The 21426-nt window shown below is 63.3% G+C and carries 21 protein-coding genes; 3 read left to right on the forward strand and 18 right to left on the reverse strand.

Annotation, left to right across the window (positions count from 1 at the left end; translation table 11 throughout):
• Positions 1–133: 133 nt before the first annotated feature.
• The 18 genes from DVU_RS03905 to DVU_RS03990 form a co-directional block, all read right to left on the reverse strand.
• Positions 134–1456: a (Fe-S)-binding protein gene (locus DVU_RS03905; RefSeq protein WP_010938127.1), complete on the reverse strand. Its 1323-nt coding sequence runs from the start codon at positions 1454–1456 to the stop codon at positions 134–136.
• A 147-nt stretch (positions 1457–1603) separates the two neighbouring features.
• Positions 1604–3019 carry an FAD-binding oxidoreductase gene (locus DVU_RS03910; RefSeq protein WP_010938128.1) on the reverse strand — a complete coding sequence of 472 codons (1416 nt, stop codon included), beginning with the start codon at positions 3017–3019 and terminating at the stop codon, positions 1604–1606.
• A 28-nt stretch (positions 3020–3047) separates the two neighbouring features.
• Complete coding sequence (smpB, locus tag DVU_RS03915) at positions 3048–3512, reverse strand: SsrA-binding protein SmpB (RefSeq protein ID WP_010938129.1); 465 nt, start codon at positions 3510–3512, stop codon at positions 3048–3050.
• 11 nt (positions 3513–3523) lie between these two features.
• The gene (gene ptsP, locus DVU_RS03920; protein ID WP_010938130.1) at positions 3524–5296 is read right to left on the reverse strand and encodes a phosphoenolpyruvate--protein phosphotransferase; all 1773 of its coding nucleotides are present in this window, start codon (positions 5294–5296) and stop codon (positions 3524–3526) included.
• 10 nt (positions 5297–5306) lie between these two features.
• Positions 5307–5600: an HPr family phosphocarrier protein gene (locus DVU_RS03925; protein ID WP_011792685.1), complete on the reverse strand. Its 294-nt coding sequence runs from the start codon at positions 5598–5600 to the stop codon at positions 5307–5309.
• Between the two features lie 27 nt (positions 5601–5627).
• On the reverse strand, positions 5628–6386 hold the full coding sequence (locus DVU_RS03930; protein WP_010938132.1) for a PTS system mannose/fructose/sorbose family transporter subunit IID: 759 nt from the start codon (positions 6384–6386) through the stop codon (positions 5628–5630).
• A gap of 415 nt (positions 6387–6801) precedes the next feature.
• Positions 6802–7629: a 16S rRNA (cytidine(1402)-2'-O)-methyltransferase gene (gene rsmI / locus DVU_RS03935; RefSeq protein ID WP_010938133.1), complete on the reverse strand. Its 828-nt coding sequence runs from the start codon at positions 7627–7629 to the stop codon at positions 6802–6804.
• The gene (locus DVU_RS03940; RefSeq protein WP_010938134.1) at positions 7571–7975 is read right to left on the reverse strand and encodes a YraN family protein; all 405 of its coding nucleotides are present in this window, start codon (positions 7973–7975) and stop codon (positions 7571–7573) included. Before DVU_RS03940 ends, rsmI begins: the two co-directional genes overlap by 59 nt.
• Positions 7969–8631 (reverse strand): ribonuclease HII, encoded by a 663-nt coding sequence (locus DVU_RS03945; RefSeq protein ID WP_010938135.1) that lies wholly within the window; start codon positions 8629–8631, stop codon positions 7969–7971. Before DVU_RS03945 ends, DVU_RS03940 begins: the two co-directional genes overlap by 7 nt.
• 350 nt (positions 8632–8981) lie before the next feature.
• Entirely contained in the window at positions 8982–9329 is a 348-nt protein-coding gene (gene rplS / locus DVU_RS03950) for a 50S ribosomal protein L19 (protein ID WP_010938136.1), read from the reverse strand.
• A 53-nt stretch (positions 9330–9382) separates the two neighbouring features.
• Positions 9383–10660 (reverse strand): tRNA (guanosine(37)-N1)-methyltransferase TrmD, encoded by a 1278-nt coding sequence (gene trmD, locus DVU_RS03955; protein ID WP_010938137.1) that lies wholly within the window; start codon positions 10658–10660, stop codon positions 9383–9385.
• A 14-nt stretch (positions 10661–10674) separates the two neighbouring features.
• Positions 10675–11205, reverse strand: coding sequence for a ribosome maturation factor RimM (rimM, locus tag DVU_RS03960; protein WP_010938138.1), 531 nt, complete (start codon positions 11203–11205; stop codon positions 10675–10677).
• A gap of 23 nt (positions 11206–11228) precedes the next feature.
• Positions 11229–11462: a KH domain-containing protein gene (locus DVU_RS03965; RefSeq protein WP_010938139.1), complete on the reverse strand. Its 234-nt coding sequence runs from the start codon at positions 11460–11462 to the stop codon at positions 11229–11231.
• Between the two features lie 83 nt (positions 11463–11545).
• Positions 11546–11785: a 30S ribosomal protein S16 gene (gene rpsP / locus DVU_RS03970; RefSeq protein ID WP_010938140.1), complete on the reverse strand. Its 240-nt coding sequence runs from the start codon at positions 11783–11785 to the stop codon at positions 11546–11548.
• Between the two features lie 78 nt (positions 11786–11863).
• Positions 11864–13390: a signal recognition particle protein gene (gene ffh, locus DVU_RS03975; RefSeq protein WP_010938141.1), complete on the reverse strand. Its 1527-nt coding sequence runs from the start codon at positions 13388–13390 to the stop codon at positions 11864–11866.
• 228 nt (positions 13391–13618) lie between these two features.
• Entirely contained in the window at positions 13619–14800 is a 1182-nt protein-coding gene (locus DVU_RS03980; protein WP_010938142.1) for a pyridoxal phosphate-dependent aminotransferase, read from the reverse strand.
• 108 nt (positions 14801–14908) lie between these two features.
• Positions 14909–15166 (reverse strand): hypothetical protein, encoded by a 258-nt coding sequence (locus tag DVU_RS03985; protein ID WP_014524279.1) that lies wholly within the window; start codon positions 15164–15166, stop codon positions 14909–14911.
• Positions 15129–16727, reverse strand: coding sequence for a 3-phosphoshikimate 1-carboxyvinyltransferase (locus tag DVU_RS03990; RefSeq protein WP_010938144.1), 1599 nt, complete (start codon positions 16725–16727; stop codon positions 15129–15131). The genes DVU_RS03985 and DVU_RS03990 overlap by 38 nt, the downstream gene beginning before the upstream one ends.
• Before the next feature lie 773 nt (positions 16728–17500).
• Here DVU_RS03990 and aprB point away from each other — a divergent pair.
• The 3 genes from aprB (at position 17501) to DVU_RS04005 (ending at position 21424) form a co-directional block, all read left to right on the forward strand.
• Positions 17501–18004, forward strand: a complete 504-nt coding sequence (gene aprB, locus DVU_RS03995; protein WP_010938146.1) for an adenylyl-sulfate reductase subunit beta — start codon at positions 17501–17503, stop codon at positions 18002–18004.
• A 41-nt stretch (positions 18005–18045) separates the two neighbouring features.
• On the forward strand, positions 18046–20040 hold the full coding sequence (gene aprA, locus DVU_RS04000) for an adenylyl-sulfate reductase subunit alpha (RefSeq protein WP_010938147.1): 1995 nt from the start codon (positions 18046–18048) through the stop codon (positions 20038–20040).
• 145 nt (positions 20041–20185) lie between these two features.
• The gene (locus DVU_RS04005) at positions 20186–21424 is read left to right on the forward strand and encodes a CoB--CoM heterodisulfide reductase iron-sulfur subunit A family protein (protein ID WP_010938148.1); all 1239 of its coding nucleotides are present in this window, start codon (positions 20186–20188) and stop codon (positions 21422–21424) included.
• Positions 21425–21426 lie beyond the last annotated feature (2 nt).

Below are 21426 nucleotides of genomic sequence, written 5' to 3' on the forward strand. Positions count from 1 at the left end.
CGCCAGAGGGCGCGGAGGGCACGCTGGGTGCCGAACCCGTCTGAAATAAGTCATCTCACACGGGTTGGCAATGCGGACACACGCATCCCGTTGAGAGAAGGTGAGAATCGAAGGTTTGGCCCGTTCAGGCACCTCACTCGGGGCACGCGTCGGGCGATACCGCTGCCGGTACGGGGTCGATGATGTCCAGCCAGTGGTGCACCGTGGCATCTGCGGGGGCGGTCGCCGTGAGTTGCAGCGTACAGCCGCTGCACCCGGTCAGGATGTTGTGACGCCGTGAAGTGTGGTCATCCGTCGCTGGTCCGGCTAAGCCCGGCACATCTGGTGACTGTCCGTCTGGGGCGTTGCCGGATGTCGCGGAGTGGGTGTCTGGCGCGGGCGACGCGGCAGCCTCCGACGGAAGCAGGTGGTGCCAGCAGTCTGAGGCCACCTCTTGCGACAGGGGGGCATCGGCCAGTTGCAGTACGCCGCCCATGCCGCAGCAGACCGGGCCGCCGGGAGTGGTGACCCTGCCGGGCATGGCGTCGCGCAGCCATGCGAGGTCGGGGTCTTTGCCGTACCAGTGGCAGGGCTGGTGGTAGCGGATGGCTGCGGGGGCGGCTTCGAGTGTCTCGAAGGTCGTCGCCCCCCAGAGGGTGGACAGGGGGCGCAACGACTCGCGCCATGCCTCGCGTTCGCCGTCGGCCCAGCCGAGGGTGTCGTCATCGACGTAGGCTGCGAGTCCGTGGTGGCATGTGGCGCAGAAGGTCGCCAGCACGGGACGTCCTGCCGCACGCCATACCGCAAGGTTGACGGCGCGCGCGGACGACGCCGCGTCGGGGATGCCCGCATGGTCGAGGGTACTGCCGCAACAGGTGAATCCGCGGCCTTCGGCGATGGAGTATCCAAGCCGTCGCAGCAGCGCCTTGGCCGTATGCAACCAGCGGGGGCGTATGCGGCGTGCCGTGCACCCGGCGAAGAGCAGCACGACCTGTCCCTTTCCGGCTTCCTTGTCGTAGTGCGAGACGCGCAACCATGGCGCGGGGCGATTGCCAGCAAGCATGGACGCCGCCGAACGCAACATGGGGCGCAGGGCTTCGGGGGCGACGACCTGCGGGACGAGTCGGCTTGCCTGTGCGAGGGCGGGCCAGAGAAGTCGTCCCTGTTCAATCCAGCGTCGCCATACCCACTGATGCCACAGCGGGTGTCCGCTACGGAGACGTGCAAGCGCGTCGGGCACTGACAGGTGATGCGGACAGGCCACTGCGCAACGCCCGCATGAGAGGCAGCGGTCGGCAAGGACACGGACGGGGGCTTCGGCGAGGGCCTCGGGACGTTCCCTGAAATGGCGCAGAAGGTGCTGCTTGGCCTTGGGGCTGAGTTCTTCACGCCCCGTGGCGAGAAAGACGGGACACACGGCGAGGCATTGCCCGCAGAGAAGGCACTGCTTGTCATCTTGCGAAGGCGTGGACGTCATGAGGCTAACTCCTGAAGGGGCCGCCTGCCCCATCAAGGGCAGGAAAGGCAGCGGCGGCAGCGGCGGCAGCGGGGGACGACGGAGGGGACACAGGCGTGGCGGCGGGTCGTGGCGGGCACGCGGAATGTGCGGCGGCGTCCACCGGCTTCAGTACGCCTTGCCGGGGTTCATGATGCCGTGCGGGTCGAAGGCGGCCTTGACCTGTGCCATGAGTCCGCGTTCCAGCTTTGAAAGCTGACGGTGCACATAGGGGGCCTTGGTCAGGCCCACACCGTGTTCACCCGAAAGCGTACCTCCCAGTGAAAGGATGAGGTCGGTGACTTCGCCCTTGGCGGCGAGGGCGTGTTCGCGTTCTTCCGTCACCGAGGCATCGTGCATGATGTTCACGTGGATGTTGCCGTCGCCCACATGCCCGAAGGTGAGAATGGTGAGGCTGCGTGCCTCGGCGATGGCACGGATGCCCTCAAGGGCCTCGCGCAGCCTCCCGCGCGGCACGGTCACGTCGTCGCTCATCTTGTCGGGCTTGACGAGGAACGAGGCGGGATTGATGGAACGGCGGATGGTCCAGAGAGGTTCTTCCTCGTCGCGTCCCACGCCCACGGCCGACCACACCGGGGCGGCATCGCGCACGGCGGCTGCCAGCCTGTCCACCTCCAGCGGCAGTGCGGCACGGCTGCCGTCAAGCCTGAACAGGAGTGCTGCGCGCACCGTCTTCGGCCATGGCACATCGTTGAGAAGGGCTGCACAGTCCAGCACTTCAGGCCCCATGAATTCCAGTGCCACGGGAAGGATGCCCGCCGCGAAGACGTTGCGCACGGCGTCCATGGCCGCGCCGAGGTCGGAGAATCCGGCCAGCAGCGAAGCCGTGGCCTCGGGCAGGGGCAGCAGCTTGAGCGTCACTTCCGTGAGGCAGCCCAGCGTACCCTCCGACCCGACCAGCAGGCGCACGAGGTCGAGGCCGACGACGTTCTTGTGGCAACGGCTGCCCGTCGCCAGCACCTCGCCACCGGGCAGGACGGCACGCAGTCCCAGAACGTAGTCGCGGGTGACGCCGTAGCGCACGGCGCGCATCCCGCCCGCGCAGGTGGCCACATTGCCGCCGATGGATGAGATGTTCTGGCTTGCCGGGTCGGGCGGGTAGAAGAGACCGCGCGCTTCGACGGCGCGTTGCAGGTCGGCGGTGATCACACCCGGTTGCACCACGGCGACGAAGTCGTGCTCGTCGATGTCGATGATGCGCGCCATGCGCAGGGTGGACAGCACGATGCCGGGACGTTGGGGCACACAGCCGCCCACCACGTTGGTGGCACGGGCGCGCGGATAGACGGGCAGGCGTTCTGCGTCGGCCCATCGCAGCAACTCGACGACCTGCGCTTCCGTGGTGGGACGCACCACGGCGAGAGGCGTGCCGCACTTGCGGCTGGCGTCTGTGCCGAAGACGAGGGTCTCTTCGGCGGAGAACAGCCTGTCGCCTTCGGGCAGCAATCCTTCGAGAAAGCGCCGCTGTGCGGCGGAGAGGCCGTGTACGGCCTCCTCCGCAGTGACATTCGCAGTGTGGGACATGGCAGCTACCGTGACCTGTGCCGAAGGGCTAGAAGCGGGCGAGTTCGCGCTGTGTGTCGCGGTCTTCGGCGCGTCTCTTCAGGTCTTCGCGCTGGTCGTGCAGCTTCTTGCCCCGACCGACGGCGATGTCCACCTTCACCTTGCCCCGTGCGAAATAGAGCTTGGTGGGCACCACCGTGTAGCCCTTCTGTTCCACGGACCGGGCGAGATTTTCGATTTCGTGGGCGTGCAGCAGCAGCTTCCTGTCACGGTCGGGGTCGTGCTGGGCGTACCCGGCGTTGTCGTAGGGGGCGATGTGCAGACCCACGAGAAACGCCTCGCCGTTGCGGAAGTCGACATAGCTGTCGCGGAAGTTGACGTGCCCGGCGCGCAGGCTCTTCACCTCCGAGCCCGTGAGCGAGATGCCTGCTTCGTGGTTGTCGGAGAGTTCGTAGATATGGCGCGCCTTCTTGTTCTGGGCGATGACGTTGGCGCCGGGTGCTTTCTTGCTCATCGTATGGGTACCTAATCGTCCGTGTCGAGCATGGACGAGAAAAAGGTGAGTTCCTCTGGGAACCTGTTGTAGATGGTCTCCTTGACCATGCGGTTGATGGTCGAGACCGTGGTGGCGTTGAGCACATCACGGGTGAGCGTCTTGCACTCCTCCATGTTGGTCTTGCGGATGATGTGCTTGATGCCGGGCACCGCCTGCGGTGCGATGGAGATGGAATCTATCTGCATCCCCATGAGTATGGGCAGGCAGAACGGGTCGGAGGCGACCTCGCCGCAGACGCTGACGGAGATGCCCGCACGGTGGGCCGAGTCCACGACCAGCTTGATGGAGCGGACGATGGCGGGGTGCAGCGGCTGATAAAGGTACGAGACGTGGCGGTTGCCGCGGTCGATGCCGAGCGAATACTGGATGAGGTCGTTGGTGCCGATGCTGAAGAAGTCGACCTCGTGCGCCAGCGCATCTGCGATGAGCACGGCCGAGGGCAACTCGACCATGATGCCCACCGGCATGTCGGGTGCGTGCGGTATGCCCTCGGCGTCGAGTTCCTGCCGCACCTCCTGAAGGATGTGCCGTGCCTGTCGCAGTTCCTGAATGCCCGAGATCATGGGGAAAAGCAGGGCGACGTTGCCATGGACGCTGGCCCGCAGGATGGCACGCAACTGCGTGCGGAAGACATCCTGATGCCGCAGGCAGAAACGAATGGCCCGCAATCCCAGTGCAGGATTGGGTTCCTCCATGCGTACCTGTTCGCGCAGCATCTTGTCCGCGCCCACATCCAGCGTGCGGAAGACGACCTGCCGCGGAGACATGAGCGCGGCCACCTGTGAGTACTCGTCGCAGAGGTCCTGTTCCGAGGGCGGCTGCCTGCGCGCCAGAAAGGCGTATTCGGTACGGTACAGCCCCACGCCGTCGGCCCCGCTGTCGAGCACCTGCGGCACTTCCTCCAGCAGTTCGATGTTCGACTGCACCTCGATGCGGTAGCCGTCGAGTGTCTCGGCGGGCAGTGTGGACTGCCTGCGGATGCTGCGCTGGTAGCTTTCGAACTGATACTTCAGTTCGGTGTATTCCGCGAGTTCGTGCTCGTCGGGGTCGATGAGGATGCGGCCGCGCAGGGCGTCGATGATGACGAGGTCGCCGTCGGCGGTGGCCTCTTCAAGGCCGGAGACGCCCACGACGGCGGGAATCTGGAGGCTGCGGGCGAGAATGCCCGTGTGCGAGGTCTTGCCCCCTTCCGCCGTGGCAAAGGACATGATGCGCGACACCTGCAATTCGATGGTGTCGGCGGGGGTGAGGTCGTGTGCCAGCAGCACCATGCGCTCGCCCGTGCTCTTGAGTTCACGGGCGTTGCCAGCAAGACGCGAAAGAATGCGTTCTGCCACGGCGCGCACATCCTGCACGCGTTCGCGGATATACGGGTCGTCGATGGCGCGAAAGGCCTGGGCGATGGCGTCGACAGCCTGCTCAAGCGCCCATGGCGCGGAGATGTTCTGTTCGCGGATGCGCCGTGCCGCATCGCCCATGAGCTTGGGGTCGCGGCATATCATGCGGTGCGAGTCGATGATGGCGGCATGGTCGCGCAGGTCGGCGGGCACTTGCGCGCGTGCACGGTCGAGGTCGGAAGCGACCTGTGCCGCAGCCTCGTCAAGACGCGCCACCTCGGATTCCGCAGCCCCGGGCTGGATGATGTCATGCGCGGCACTCTGGCGGCTGCGGTCCATGAAGAACGCCTTGCCGATGGAGATGCCGGAAGAGACGGCTATGCCGTAGAGGATGCCCCGGGCCACGTCGCAGAACCTATTCCCTGAAACGGTTGTTGAAGAGCGCGGCGATGTGTTCCACGGCCGCATGTGCGTCGTCGCCCGATGCCCGCACGACGATGCGTGTTCCCTTGGCGGCGGCAAGCGAGAGTATATCAAGGATGCTCTTGGCGTCCACCTCGGCCTCGTCCACGACAAGGCTCATGCGGGCGGCGAAGCGCTGTGCCTCCTGCGCAAGGCGTGCTGCGGGGCGTGCATGCAGCCCCTGTTCGTTGAGCACGTCGACGGCGACCTGCACGCCTTCGGGGGTTTCCTCTATCGTTTCGAGCACGGGCGTACCTCGGTTATTCGTGGTTGCCTAGAACGACGGGACGAGCAACATCCAGTCGCTGGCCCACGGCAGCGCGTAGGCCCCGGCAAGGGCGCAGGCTGCCAGAAAGATGCGTGAAATGTGAAAGCGTCCCACCATGAGCGCCGCCACCGAGAGCATGATGCACGCGATGCCCCACGGCAGCCCGTGCGCGGGGTGCGGCCACACGCGCCATAATAGCACCACAAGCAACAGTCCGTTGCACATCTTGATGCGGTCGCCCCAATTTATAAGGTCCCACTGCTTGAGTCGCTGGAGAACCTTGAGCCCTTCGCGCAGCCCAGCGATGAAGGTGAGGGCCTTGAATGCCTGCAAGCCGAGAAAGAGCGACAACGTGAAAAGGGCCGCAGCCATCTCGTGACCGGAGACCACCAGCGTGCAGCTGACCAGCGACCAGAAGACCAGCAGGCTGCCGCCGAACACGGAATCGCCGATGGCCGAGAGCGTATAGACGGTGGTGTCCTTCACCGACGCCAGCAATTCCGGGGGAAAGGTCTTGCGCGCGATGTTGCCTTCCAGCGACAGGAATACGCCCACCAGCAGCGGGGTCCAGAAGGGATGCGTGTTGAAGTGGCGCAGGTAGCGCTTGCGGGCGTCACGGCAGGCCCTCGGGTCCTGATGGATGGCACGCAATCCCGGTTCGAGGGCATAGACGATGCCGATGTTCTGAAGCCCGCGCGTGTTGAATGACGCCCCGATGAGATAGGTGCGCAGCAGGCATATGAGCAGGGTGCGGGCGTCTGGCATGGCATTGCTGGCGTCGGCTGCGTGACGCGCTTGGTTCGGGTGTGGCGGGGGAGTCTTCCGCCGCTGCCGTTGTCTCCGGACTTGTGTCTTCGCCGCGAGTGCCGCGGGACAGGCTGAAGCCCCGGCTGCATGTCGCGTCGTGCCTGTACTTCGGGGGCACTGCCGACGGTAGAGGGGGAACGACGCTGCCATCCTGCGGCCACCGGTCTGCACTGGTGTCAGCTGTGGGGCATGGGGAAGTGCCCCCTGTTCACGTGTACACGCGTCTGCGGGCCTGCCGTCAAGCCCGCTCCAATCTTCCGTGGATGCGCCGTATACGCAACCGCATCGCTATCCTTTGCACATCGCAAGAGGTATGGCGGTCTGCCACCATGGATGCACATGCCGCCCTGATGGGCGATTGTGGCGCGTCAGCTCACTCCTGCATCAGCTGGTAGACGTCCTTCACAGACCAGCCCCGTACGCGTAGCTGTACGCGCTTTGCCACATCCTTGGTTCTGCCGCCGTCCGCGCGTTCCTCTTCGATGATGGCGAGCACTTGCTCACGCGGGGATACGCTGGCCTCCTCGGGCGGGCCGATCACCACCGTGATCTCGCCGAGAAGGTCGTCAGGTATGGCCGTGTGACACTCTAACCGTCCGTAGATAAACTCCTCATGGGTCTTGGTCAATTCCCGCGCGACGCACAACTCGCGGTGGCCGAGCACGCCATGGGCCACGGCGAGCGTCTCTGCGAGCCTGTCCTTGCGCTCGAAGAAGACCAGCGTGGTGGCAACGGTGGTGAAGGGGGCGAAGAACTTCTCCTGTTCGCTGGCCTTGCGGGGAGGGAAGCCGAGAAACGTGAACGGCAACGGGGCGATGCCGCTGGCGGCAAGGGCCGTGAGCGGTGCCGACGGCCCGGGAACCACCGAAATGTGTACGCCTGCGTCCCGGCAGGCACGGACGAGACGGTAGCCGGGGTCGGCGAAGAGCGGCATGCCCGCGTCCGAAACAAGCGCCGCCGTCGTGCCCGACTGGAGCATCGTCAGCAATTCGGGGATGCGTCCGTCTTCATTATGGTCGTGAAAGCTGATGAAGCGACGGGCCGTCACCCCGCACTTCTGGAAGAGCAGCCCTGTGCGACGCGTATCCTCGGCAAGGACGACATCCACTGCCGCAAGGACTTCGCGTGCGCGGGGCGACAGGTCACCAGGGTTGCCAAGAGGTGTCGCCACCACCCAGAGTTTCGGTGAGGTCGAAGGCATCGGTGATATGCTCCAGTGTGCAGGTTGCACCCCGCTGCGTGACGCACACGAGGTCGAAGCGGCAGGCCCTGTCCCATGCATCGGCGGCTGCCAGCCATGCGCGGGCCGCCCTGATGAGCCGGTGTCGCTTCTGGTGCGTCAGGGCGTCGGTCGGTGATGTCAGGCCATGGGCGGCACGGGTCTTCACTTCAACGAAGACGATGGTGTCGCCTGTTTCGCAGATGATATCGAGTTCGAGTCCGCCGTGACGCCAGTTGCGGGCGATGATGCGGTGCCCGGTGCGCTGGAGAAGGGCCGCGGCTTCGTCCTCGCCGTGTTGTCCGGTGGCATGGCGGGCGTCTACCATAGCGTAAGCTGTTCCTCGGCTGCGGGGTTGGGCCGCACACCCCGGAAAGTGAGCCGATGCTGCGCACATGGGCCATGCGCCGCGATGGCCGCAAGGTGCTCGGCCGTACCGTAGCCCTTGTGCTTTGCGAAGCCGTAGCCGTGGTAACGGCGGTCGAGCGTGTCCATGAGGCGGTCGCGAAATGTCTTGGCAAGGATGGACGCCGCAGAAATGGCGGGTATGCAGCCGTCGCCGCCGATGATGGCCCGCTGTGTAGGCAGGTGTCCGTCGCACGATAACGAGGTGAGCACATGGGGCGGCAGCGTCTTGTCGCCGTCGATGAGAATGGCCGGGGGGGGCTGGCGCAAGACGCGCACCGCACGCGCCATGGCACGGAAGGTCGCCTGCAGGATGTTGATGCGGTCGATGTCTCGCGGCCAGACAACGCCGATGCCCCATGTCACGGCACATGAGCGGATGCCCTCTGCGAGGGATTCGCGCCGTGCCGCCGTGAGCTTCTTGGAGTCGGTGAGTCCCGGCAGGGCATACTCCTGCGGGAGAATGACCGCGGCAGCCACGACGGGGCCTGCAAGGCAGCCGCGTCCGGCTTCGTCGATGCCGGCGAACACAGGTGGCAGGTCGGCAACAGGTGCAAGGCGTTGGGGGCGCGGGGGCATGGCAACCTTCCGTGGCGGATGTCCGGGTGGAGTGGGGAGTGTCAGTGCCAGCAATGCGTCCTGTGCGTCCTGTCCGTCAATGGGCGTACGGTGCTGCAACATCCGCAAGGCGCTGGGCGCGTCGCGGGCGATGGGAATGGCATGGCCCGCAGGGACGCACCGCTGTCGGGGGCGGTACCGTACGCGCCACTCTGCAAAAGCATCCCGCCGAAGTCAGAAGGCATGCACAGGCCACTGGACAGCACGGGGCTGCACATTGGACCGCAGTCATCCAACCACGCCGTAGCGTGGTGAGTCCACAACAAAAAAGGGGGGCAAGGCCCCCCTTTTTCGCGAACAAGACGACCGTATTAGAAACGGTTCTTCGGCTTGATGCGGGCAGCCTTACCGCGCAGGTCGCGCAGGTAGTAGAGGCGGCTGCGGCGCACGCGGCCTTCGGTGATGAGTTCGACGCGGTCGATGAAGGGCGAGTGCAGGGGGAAGACACGCTCGACACCCACGCCGTCGGAGACCTTGCGGACGGTGAACGTGCCGCCGGTGGTGCCGCGGTGGATGCGGATGACGTTACCCTGGAACATCTGGATGCGTTCCTTTTCGCCTTCGACGATGCGCAGGTGCACCTTCACGGTGTCGCCGGACCGGAACTTGGGCAGGTCCATGCGCAGGTGTTCGAGTTCGATCTTCTTCATGATATCCATGATCGTGTCCCCCTTGGACCGGAGTTTTGCTTCGCGAAATTCTTCGGCCTACGCTAATAGCAGTCGCCGAGAAGTCTGTCCATGATGATGGCTGCCGCGGCCCTCACCGAAAGGTGATTGTAGCCGTCCATCCACCTGAGAGGCCGCAGGATGGCATCACATCCTTCAAGCACCTCTGGTGCCAGCCCGTGCCCCGTGCCGAAGACGAGCAGCACGGGCCTTTCTTCGAGCATCGCCCGAACCGATGCGGGAGTGGCATTGCCTGCTCCCTTTGCACTGGTCCCGACTACGTAGGGAACCTGTCCCGTACGTCGTGCGATATCCTCTATGGCCGCGCGCACATCATCCACACCTTTGATCCTTCCCAGCGCTTCCGCCCTGTCGGGGTTGCTGCGTGAACCGGGCCCGAGGGTCCAGTGCCGTAGCAGGGTGTCGAGAAGACGGCGCTGGTCTTCGAGTGGCGTTGTCACATAGAAGCCACCCAGACCATACGTGCATGAACTGCGGCCTATATCGTGAATATCGAGGTTTGTCAAAGATGTTGCGCCAGAATTTTTCTCTTTGAGAACAACAGGATAGTGCACGAGAGCGCAATAGAGGTTACGTCCCGGACGGTTGCGTGACAGGCCTCGCAAAAAGTCCATGTCGGCTTCGTCGAGTTGTGCTTCAGGAAGAATATCGGGACGTTGAGACAGAGTAAGGCGCAGGGAACACTCCTTGCGCCATGCGGCGATACGTCCATGGTCGCCCGAGCGGAGCACTTCTGGCACAACATGCCCCGCATAGTCTTCGGGGCGGGTGTAGTGAGGGTATTCGAGCAGTCCGGCGGAGAAACTCTCCTCCGTTCCCGACTCCTCCTTGCCCATGAAGCCCGGTACGAGACGGGAGACGGCTTCAAGCACCGCGAGGGCCGCCGTCTCGCCGCCGTTGAGGACGAAATCGCCCATGGAGACGGCTTCGATGGGGTAGATTTCCTCAAGGCGTGCGTCGAAGCCCTCGTACCGACCACAGAGGATGGTCAGCGATTCCTCCTGCGCAAGCTCTCGCGCCATGGCTTGCGTGAAGGGGCGTCCCTTGGGGGCCATCATCAGGATGCGACCGGGTTCTTCAATCCCTTGCAACGCCTTTTCCCAGGGTTCGACGCGCATGACCATGCCGGGACCACCGCCATAGGGGCGGTCGTCGACGGTGCTGTGACGGTCGGTGGTATAGGCGCGCGGGTTCACGAGCGCAACGTCGATGAGGCCGGATTCGCGGGCCTTGCCCATGAGACCGGCATCGAGCGGCGAGTCGAAGAACTCCGGAAAGAGCGTGAGAATGGTGCAGCGCATGAGCAGACCGAGGGTCAGTCAGACAGGTAGATGTCGAGCAGTCCCGGAGGAGGTGCTATGCGCGCCGTGCGGGAGTCGAGGTCGATGTCCAGCACGAAGGGGGCGGCAGCGGGGAAGAGCACTTCCTTGCCCTGTGGCGTGCGGATGACCCAGATTTCCTGATAGGCGTCAGTGTCTATGCGTTCGATGACGCCGAGGTGTTCGCCCGACTCGTCGATGACGACGGAGATGCCTTCGAGTTCGAAAAGATACACCTCGTCCTCATCAAGTTCAGGGAGGGTGTCTTCAGGAACAAGCATGACATGACCGCGAAGCAACTCTGCTGCCGTGCGGTCGTTGACGCCTTCGAATATGACGAGTGGCCTGCCCTTGTGCATCCGCATGGACTGCACCTTGACAGGGCGCGGCGCAGCACGCCCGGCCTTGAGGTAGACCGTGCCTTCCAAGAGAAAAGGGGAGTCTGCGTAATAGTCGACGCAGACTTCCCCCTTCAGTCCGTGGGGTCTCGTCAGAAGACCGATTTCAATGAAGCGACTGGCTTCCATCTGCCCCTGCTGTCGTGGTCACGCTACTCGAGGATTTCGAGAACCGACCGTTTTCTGGCTTTCGTGGAGGCGGCGCTGAGGATGGTGCGCATGGCACGCGCGGTGCGTCCCTGCTTGCCGATGACCTTGCCGAGGTCTTCCTTGGCTACCTTGAGTTCGAGCACGGACGTCTGTTCGCCCTCGACTTCAGTGACCTGCACGTCTTCGGGTTTGTCCACCAGCGACTTTGCGATGTACTCGACGAGTTCCTTCAGCATGGCTCACCTCCACAGGTTCTTCCGCAGGATTAGGATTCTGGCGAGGTGCCGCCGCGACTGTCCACCGGACTCGCCGGCACCGGCTAGGCCTGCTGCTTCTTGATCAGGTTACGCACGGTGTCGGTGGGTTCGGCGCCAAGGGCCAGCCACTTCTGCACCTTTTCGGCGTCGATCTTCACTTCGGCAGGGTCAACCATGGGGTTGTAGAACCCGATGTACTCCAGCGGACGACCATCGCGGCGGGTTTCGCTGTTGACGGCGACGATCCGGTAGAAAGCACGCTTCTTGTTGCCCATGCGGGTCAGTCTGAGCTTAACGGCCATGTTCGTAGTCTCCCATTATATTTTGCTATACTACGGTATGCGGAAAAAGGGCAAGGGGGTCACCTTACCCGCCTTTTGTCAACGTTTCTTGCGCTTCTTCTTGTCGCGCTGTTTCTTCTTCTTGGTGGCCGAAGAGCCACCGGGCAGCCCCCCCATGCCGGGGAGTCCGCCCATGCCGGGCATTCCGCCTCTGAGACCGCCGAGGCCGCCAAGCCCCCCCAGTCCACCGAGACCCCCCATGCCGCCGCCCATGCCACCCATACCCCCCATACCGGGGATACGGGGCATGCGGCCGCCGCCGGGCTTGCCCATATTCATGACACGCTTCATCATCTCGCGCATCTGCTCGAAATTCCGCAGAAGCTGGTTGACCTCCTGCACCGTGGTGCCCGACCCCTTGGCGATGCGTGCACGCCGACTGCCGTTGATGACATCGGGGTTGCGCCGCTCCTTCATGGTCATGGAGCTTATGATGGCCTCGATGCGGGCCATGTCCTTCTCGGGCACGCTCATCTGTCCAAGCTTGTCGCGCAGGGCGCCCATGCCGGGAATCATCTTGAGGATGCCTTCGAGCGAACCCAGCTTCTTCATGCGGCGCATCTGGGTGCGGAAGTCTTCGAGGTCGAAAGAAGCGCGCTGGAATTTCTTGGTGAGGGCCTCCGCCTCGTCCGCTTCGATGGTGCTCTGGGCCTTCTCGATGAGGGTGAGCATGTCGCCCATGCCGAGAATGCGCCCCGCAACACGGTCGGGGTGGAATACCTCGATGTCCGAAAGTTTTTCGCCTATGCCGACGTACTTGACCGAGGCCCCCGTCACCGATTTGATGGAAAGGGCCGCGCCGCCGCGGGCGTCACCGTCCATCTTGGTGAGCACGACGCCGGTGATGCCCAGCTTCTCGTTGAAGGCATCGGCCACCGTGACGGCATCCTGACCCGTCATGGCGTCCGCCACGAAGAGAATCTCCTGCGGCGCGAAGGTGGCCTTGAGGGCCGCCAGTTCGTCCATCAGGGCTTCATCGACGTGCAGACGGCCTGCGGTGTCGAGCAGTACGGCGGTGCACTGCTTCTCTTTCGCGTCGGCGAGGGCCGCACGGACGATGTCCAGCGGCTTCATGTCCGGCGTGGACTGATAATATGGTATATCGAGCTGTCGGGCCAGCGTCACGAGCTGGTCGATGGCCGCAGGGCGGTATACGTCGACAGGCACGAGATACGGACGCATCTTGCGCTTGCGCAGCAGGTTGGCGATCTTGGCGGACGAGGTGGTCTTACCCGAACCCTGCAGGCCCACCATCATGATCACACCGGGCTGTGCCCCGCGCAGGTCGAGTTCGGTGGTGCCGCCGCCCAGAAGTTCGACAAGCTCGTCGTGGACGACCTTGACGACCTGTTGTGCCGGGGTGAGGCTCTTGAGTACGTCCTGTCCGAGGCAGCGTTCCTTGACCCGATCGATGAAATCCTTGACGACCTTGAAATTGACGTCGGCCTCCAGCAGGGCGAGACGCACTTCGCGCAGGCCTTCCTGGATGTTGTTCTCGTCGAGTTGGCTCTGTCCGCTGAATTTGCGGAACGCTTGCGTAAGTCTGTCGGATAGACTGTCGAACATGGGTACCCCGTAGAACGTCGTAAGAGGAGGTTCGTTACGGAACTTCCGGGCAGAAGTCAAGGGAAGGCGGCACCGGGGTGCGGTGCCGCTCTCCTTTGCTGTCGTGTACGCGCGGTCGGCGTTCGTGCCGTTTCCGGCAGCCCGTGCGGGCTGTGGTCCCCGCCGGGCGTCCGCCGTCACCCTGTCAGAGGGTGTGTTGGTCGCCAGACTGCCGAACCGCGTGGCTCATCAGCCACGGGCCCGACGGAAGCCCTCTGCTGCGCGGCGGATGATCGTTTCATCGACACAGAAGGTCAGCCTGAAATGCCCAGGACCGCCGAAGCCTGAACCGGGCACGGCAAGGATGCGCTCCTCCATGAGGCGGCTGACGAACGTGACGTCGTCACCGCCCGGCGCCTTGGGGAAGAAGTAGAACGCGCCGCGGGGCATCTGGAAGTCGTACCCCGCCTCGGTGAGCACTTCGGCCATCACATCGCGCCTGCGGGCATAGATGCTGGCATCGACCTGTGCGCCCAGCGCCGCCGCCATGATGTGCTGGCCTACGACCGGCGGGTTGACGAAGCCGAGAATGCGGTTGGTGAGCAGGAGTCCGGCGGCGAGTTTGCCGCGGTTCTCCATGCGGGGCGACAGGGCGATGTAGCCGAGGCGCTCGCCAGCCAGCGAGAGGTTCTTCGAGAACGAACTCACCACGAGACTGTGGTCGTAGAGAGGAAGCACTGATGGCACTTCAGCACCGTCGAAGGCGAGAAAACGGTAGGGTTCGTCGGCGATGAGGAAGACGGGGCGACCGTTGCGGGCGCTGGCCCGTGCGAGGATGTCGGCAAGCCCTTCGAGTTCGGCACGGGAATACACGGCCCCGGTCGGGTTGTTGGGCGAGTTGATGATGACCGCGCGCGTACGGGGGGTCATGGCCAGTTCGATGGCGTCGAGGTCGAGTCCGAAGGTGTCGGGCAGCGTCTTCACGGTGCGGAACACGCCACCATGGTTCTCGACATAGAACCCGTACTCGACAAAATAGGGAGCCATGGAGAGCACTTCGTCGCCCTCGTCGAGAACGGCACGGAAGAAGGCGTTGAGCCCGCCGGCAGCACCGCAGGTGAGCACCACGTCGTCGCCTGTGAGGGACACTCCCTGCTCTGCTGAAAGGTGCGTAGCGAGCTTCTGGCGCGCCCACGCGTAACCGCCGTTGGGCATGTACCCGAAGGCGAAAGGTTCGCCAGCCCTGTCGGCCATGGCGCGCAGGCCGTCGCCCACAGCGGCGGGGGCGGGCAGGTCGGGGTTGCCGAGGCTGAAATCGCATACGGCGTCTTCGCCGTATTGCTGCTTGAGGATGATCCCGGCCTCGAACATCTTGCGGATCCACGAGGCCCGTTCCATGTAGCCGGATATCTGTTGGGAGAGAAGAGACACGGTTGGCTCCGGTGGTTGCGGGTTTCTGTGGAAGGGGCGCGCCAGCCGACGGCCCGCATGACGACGGCGGCGACACCTCATGCGAGGGGTGCCGCCGCCGGTGGGATGCTAGAACGGGGATACGTTGAGGCGGATGCGGTTGATGCGCACGCGGCGCAGTTCCTTCTGCACCTCGAGTTGCAGACGCAACTGCCGCGCCTCATGGATTTCTTGCGCGAAGAAGACACCCTTGGCGTGGTCTTCGGCTTCGGTGAGGCGACGCAGGGCCGCTTCGCAATCCGCTTTGGCCTGCTCTATCTCACCTATCTGGGCCTCAAGAGTGGGGATGTCATCCGGCAATGATGCGTCGTCTGGCAGGTTTGGCATCGATAATCTCCTTCGGCTTGGGCTTCAGGTCGGGAGAGGGCAAGCCGTTGAACAGGGCCCAGAAGGCGGGCATCAGTTCGGTGATGTTGCCGGGGTTGGCCAGCCTCAACCCGCTGCGCAGGAACGAGCCGAAGGCGAGGGCCATCGACCATTCGGGAGCGGGGCTTGCCCATCCGGCACCGGGGATGTCGGTCTCCACACGGGTAAGGGCACCGTCCTCGGCATCGGCCTCAAGGCCCAGTTGTCCGAGAAGGCCCGTCGCGGCAAGGGCATCCGTGCCGGCCGGGAGGGCGGGCATGCGTGCGGGCTTCTCCGAGGCGAAGGTCGCGGCGGCGAGCAGCACGGCAAGGGGTGCGTATGCGGGGGGCAGGGTGGCGAGCGGTGCATCCATGTCGCCGGGTACGGCCGCGTAGGTCGAGGCAATGCCGTCCTTGTCGCGCTTCACTTCGAGGCCACCGGCCTTGAGCAGGGCGATGGCCGCTTCAGCCTCGGCACATGCGGCAGGCCAGAGGCCCGTCAGCCGCACGTTGCCACCGGCCACGGCGGGAAGGCCCAGCAGGTAGGTCGCGACAAGGGGCTCCATGGCGAGAGCGGGTTCAGCGGGAATGGTCATCGTGCCGGATGTGATGCGCACGGTGTCGCCGTCTGCCGTGGCCTTGATGCCTGCTTCATGCAGCAGCGGAAGCACCGCGGCGAGGCACGAAGCCGACACCGGCGTGGCGGGAAGCCGCAACGTGACGGTGCCCGGCCAGAACGATGCAGCCAGAAGAAGTGCGCACAGCGCCTCGGCGGGCAGGTCGTCGGGAACGGTCACATCGTCAGGCAGGATGCCGGAGGATTCGAGGCGGACGGGAAGGCCCTTGGTCTTGGGCACCACGTTGGTGAGGCGCGCCCCGAGTCCGGGCAGGAAGTGCGAAAGGGCGGAGAGGTCGGCGAGCTTGAGCGCTGCGCCACCTGTGATCTTGAGATGGGACTGGGCTCCGATGGCAAGAAAGATGAGCAGGTACAGGTTGAGCGCATCTTCGCCGATGTAGACGACCTTGTCCGAGAAATCGAGAGGGCACCCGGCCTTGGCGTGAACGTTGCCAGCCTCGTCCCATGAGATGGACGCACCGGACTGGTTCAGCGCTTTGACGAAGTCGATCATCGGGTCGTTGATGAGCGCTCCCCTGATGGTGACCTCGGACGCGGCGGCTGTGGCAAGCGCCAGCCAGAGGCGGGTCTGCCTGATGGAGGCGGGCGCATCGATGTTCACATCGACGGCCCTTCGGGAAGGCGAAAGATTGAAGCCGGGGCGCGTGTCCTCCTCGTCACGGTCGATGACGTCGACCTCCTGCAGGAGCGTGAAGAGTTGGTGGACGAAGCGGGGGTCGCGGCTCAGGCGCGCGGCATGTTTCTCCCATGCCTGCCGGAGTTGCTTTTCAAGCGCGGGGTCGGAGCCTTTGCGGCCGCCGGTCGCCTTATTCAGGAGGCGTGCGCGACGCGCGAGAAGCCGTGCCAGTTCCCGGTCGATGTCCAGAAGGGACTGGAGCGGGGAACGATGATGACTGTTATCTTGCATGGTATGCCTTGCGGGAGTTGTGTGATTGGCGTTCCACCTAGCCTGAAAAGCCATTGCTCGCAAGAGAAAAGGAACAGGCAATGTCGGGTGGTGCTGGCGGGGCTTTCGGGGAGATGGGCAAGTCGAGGCGATTGCGCAGCAATTACGCGGGCGGGCATGGATCATATGGTTTGTTCACATGGCAGGCGCCGGGCTTGCAGGCAATGGCGACTCCGGAAGTCTCCTTATGGTCTGGGTACGCTTGTCGGGTGGCAACGGTCAGTGAAATGACGACAGGGACACCTCCAGTCAGTATACCTGTCGTGTGGGCTTTGTGAAAGAGATGAAAAGCAGGGGGGCGCTGTCACTGGATTGTAGTCTGGACGACATGAAGATGGAGCACGGGGGCAGTTCGTGAAAAAAGTGCTCAACTCGGGGGTGCCGGTACGAATCCCTCTTGCGTCAACGGTCTGGACGTTGTACTCAATTTGCGCTCAAGTTCAGTTGTCGTCAGGTTCGCCACAAACACCCGTGTGGGATGTCTTCTCATAAAAGTGTTTGATTTCCGAAGGTTGAAGGCAGCTTGTGAAAGAAGAGTACAAGTCGCTTGACACATCAGGGGTGACATTGTTAATTCCATCACAAGCGCAGCGGGCTCCCCACAACGAAGTGTTGCGGTGAAGTCCGAAAAGGTAGGCCCCCGAACCTACTTTTTCAGCCTCCACCGAAAGGTGGTGAATCCGGCTGAGGCTGCCAAGCAAACCCTTAATTCTGTTTGAGTTGGAGGATAAGGTATGCCGACTTATGTTGATCCGTCCAAGTGCGACGGTTGCAAGGGTGGTGAAAAGACCGCTTGCATGTACATCTGCCCCAACGACCTGATGATCCTCGATCCCGAGGAAATGCGGGCCTACAACCAGGAACCCGAAGCCTGTTGGGAATGCTACTCCTGCGTGAAGATTTGCCCCCAGGGCGCCATCACCGCTCGTCCCTACGCCGACTTCGCCCCCATGGGCGGCACCTGCATCCCGATGCGCTCCGCCGACTCCATCATGTGGACGGTCAAGTTCCGCAACGGCAACGTCAAGCGTTTCAAGTTCCCCATCCGCACCACTCCTGAAGGTTCCATCAAGCCTTTCGAAGGCAAGCCCGAAGCTGGCGACCTCGAAAGCGAACTTCTCTTCACCGAGACGGCTCTCACCGCTCCGAAGGAAGCCCTTGGCAAGAAGTTCGATGTGACCGACGCCGAGACCTCCCAGTGCTGGTACGAGACCGGCTGTCAGGGCGGCAACCGCTAAGCGGACAACAACGCAACTTGGTGCGATAAGGAGATTAAATCATGCCGATGATTCCCGTTAAGGAACAGCCGAAGGGTGTTGCCATCGCCGAACCGACCGTGAAGGAACATGATGTTGACCTTCTCATCGTCGGTGGCGGCATGGGCGCGTGCGGTACCGCTTTCGAAGCCGTCCGCTGGGCCGACAAGTACGCTCCTGAACTGAAGATCCTGCTGATCGACAAGGCCTCCCTCGAGCGCTCCGGCGCCGTTGCCCAGGGCCTGTCCGCCATCAATACCTACCTTGGTAAGAACGACGCCGACGACTACGTCCGCATGGTTCGTACCGACCTCATGGGCCTCGTTCGCGAAGACCTCATCTTCGACCTTGGCCGTCACGTCGACGACTCCGTCCATCTGTTCGAAGAGTGGGGCCTGCCCTGCTGGATCAAGGACGAGCATGGTCACAACCTCGACGGTGCCCAGGCCAAGGCCGCTGGCAAGTCGCTCCGCAACGGCGACGACCCGGTCCGCTCCGGTCGTTGGCAGATCATGATCAACGGTGAATCCTACAAGTGCATCGTCGCCGAAGCTGCGAAGAACGCCCTTGGTGAAGCCCGCATCATGGAGCGCATCTTCATCGTGAAGCTGCTGCTCGACGCCAACACCCCCAACCGCGTGGCTGGCGCCGTGGGCTTCAACCTGCGCGCCAACGAAGTGCACATCTTCCGCTCCAACGCCATGCTGGTTGCCTGTGGCGGCGCGGTCAACGTGTACAAGCCCCGCTCCACCGGTGAAGGCATGGGCCGTGCATGGTACCCCGTGTGGAACGCCGGTTCGACCTACACCATGTGTGCCCAGGTCGGCGCCGAAATGACCATGATGGAAAACCGCTTCGTCCCCGCCCGCTTCAAGGACGGTTACGGCCCGGTTGGCGCATGGTTCCTTCTGTTCAAGGCGAAGGCCACCAACTACAAGGGTGAAGACTACTGCGCCACCAACCGCGCAATGCTCAAGCCCTACGAAGACCGCGGCTACGCCAAGGGCCACGTCATCCCGACCTGCCTGCGTAACCACATGATGCTTCGCGAAATGCGCGAAGGTCGTGGTCCCATCTACATGGACACCAAGACCGCCCTGCAGTCCACCTTCGCGAACATGACCCCCGAGCAGCAGAAGCACCTCGAGTCCGAAGCTTGGGAAGACTTCCTCGACATGTGCGTGGGTCAGGCCAACCTCTGGGCTTCGATGAACATCCAGCCCGAAGAGCGCGGTTCTGAAATCATGCCCACCGAGCCTTACCTGCTCGGTTCGCACTCCGGTTGCTGCGGTATCTGGGTTTCCGGTCCCGACGAGAAGTGGGTGCCCGAAGACTACAAGGTGCGCGCTTCCAACGGCAAGATCTACAACCGCATGACCACCGTCGAAGGTCTGTGGACCTGCGCTGACGGCGTTGGCGCCTCCGGCCACAAGTTCTCCTCCGGTTCGCACGCCGAAGGCCGTATCTGCGGCAAGCAGATGGTCCGCTGGTGCCTCGACCACAAGGATTACAAGCCCGCCATCAAGGAAAGCGCGGACGAGCTGGTGAAGCTCATCTACCGTCCGTACTACAACTACATGGAAGGCAAGGCCGCTTCGACCGACCCCGTGGTGAACCCGTCCTACATCACGCCCAAGAACTTCATGATGCGCCTCGTGAAGTGCACCGACGAATACGGCGGTGGCGTGGGTACCTACTACACCACTTCGGCCGCGGCTCTTGATACGGGCTTCAGCCTCCTCGGCATGCTCGAAGAAGACTCGCTGAAGCTGGCCGCTCGCGACCTGCACGAACTGCTCCGCTGCTGGGAAAACTACCATCGCCTGTGGACCGTGCGCCTGCACATGCAGCACATCCGCTTCCGCGAAGAGTCCCGTTACCCCGGCTTCTACTACCGCGCCGACTTCATGGGTCTGGACGACTCCAAGTGGAAGTGCTTCGTGAACTCGAAGTACGATCCCGCCACTGGCGAGACCAAGATCTTCAAGAAGGCCTACTACCAGATCATCCCCGAATAGGATGAGCACCAGGGCGGTTGCGGGGTACCGCAACCGCCCTTTTCACTTTCACCCGGACGGCCTAAGCCGGGGCAGTAAGCACGCCTTATTGTCTGGGCTTAGGCCGTGTTGATGAAGGCCAAAACACGTAGGGAGGATACCAAGGATGTCGAACTCCATACTCGTCGTCGGAGGCGGATTCAGCGGGCTCACGGCCGCCATCGAAGCCGCTGAAGTCGGCTATGAAGTGTTCATCGTCGAGAAAAGTCCGTTTCTTGGAGGTCGGGTCGCCCAGCTGAACAAGTACTTCCCTAAACTCTGTCCCCCGTCCTGCGGCCTGGAAATCCAGTTCCAGCGCATCAAGAAGAACCCCAACATCAAGTTCTTCACGCAGGCGCAGGTGACAGCAGTGAAAGGGGAGAAGGGCAATTACACCGTCTCCGTCCGCATCGAACCCCGGCACACCGTTCCCAACAGCGCAGACCTCTCCATGCTTGCCGGTGCACTTGAAGGCGAGGTCGAAAACGAGTTCGAACTTGGCCTCGCAAAGCGCAAGCCCCTGTATCTGTCCACTCCCTTCGCCTTCCCCAATCGCTACGTTCTCGACAAGAACGCCCTTTCGCAGGCCGACCAGCTCAAGGTCGGCGCAAGTGCGTTCTGCGACCTGAACGAAGGGCCGCGCGAAATCGAGCTTTCCGTCGGGTCCATCGTGCTCGCCACAGGATGGAAGCCCTACGACGTGACCAATCTTTCGAATCTCGGTGCTGGCAAGATCGCCAACTGTGTGAGCAACATGCAGCTCGAGCGTCTTGCTGCCGCCTGTGGCCCCACCAAGGGCGCCATCACCCGCCCCGGTGACGGGAAGTCACCCAGGAAGATAGCCTTCGTTCAGTGTGCCGGTTCGCGTGACCAGAATCACCTGAACTTCTGCTCGTACATCTGCTGCATGGCCTCCCTGAAGCAGGCCCTGTACGTGCGAGAGCAGTACCCCGATGCCGAAGTCACCGTGTACTACATCGACCTGCGCACACCCGGGCGTTACGACAAGTTCATGCGCAAGGTGCGAGCCGACGAGAAGATCAACCTCGTGAAGGGCAAGGTCGCTGGCGTCGAAGAGGATACGGCAACCGGCGACGTCATCGTCGAGGTCGAGGATGCCGTCAAGGGCGAAAAGCGTAAGGTGCGCTACGACATGGTCGTCCTCGCTACCGGTATGCAGCCGAGCCTCGCGGGTCAGAAGCTGCCGTTCGATGTACCTGTCGATGAAGACGGCTTCATCGTCGGCGGCGAAGAGAAGGGCATCTTCGCGGCGGGCTGCGCCCAGAAGCCCCTTGATGTCATGCGCTCTGCCCAATCGGGCACCAGCGCCGCGCTCAAAGCGATTCAAACGGTGAGAGGGAGGTAGAC

It is taken from the genome of Nitratidesulfovibrio vulgaris str. Hildenborough (genome assembly GCF_000195755.1).
In the GTDB taxonomy this organism is placed as follows: domain Bacteria; phylum Desulfobacterota; class Desulfovibrionia; order Desulfovibrionales; family Desulfovibrionaceae; genus Nitratidesulfovibrio; species Nitratidesulfovibrio vulgaris.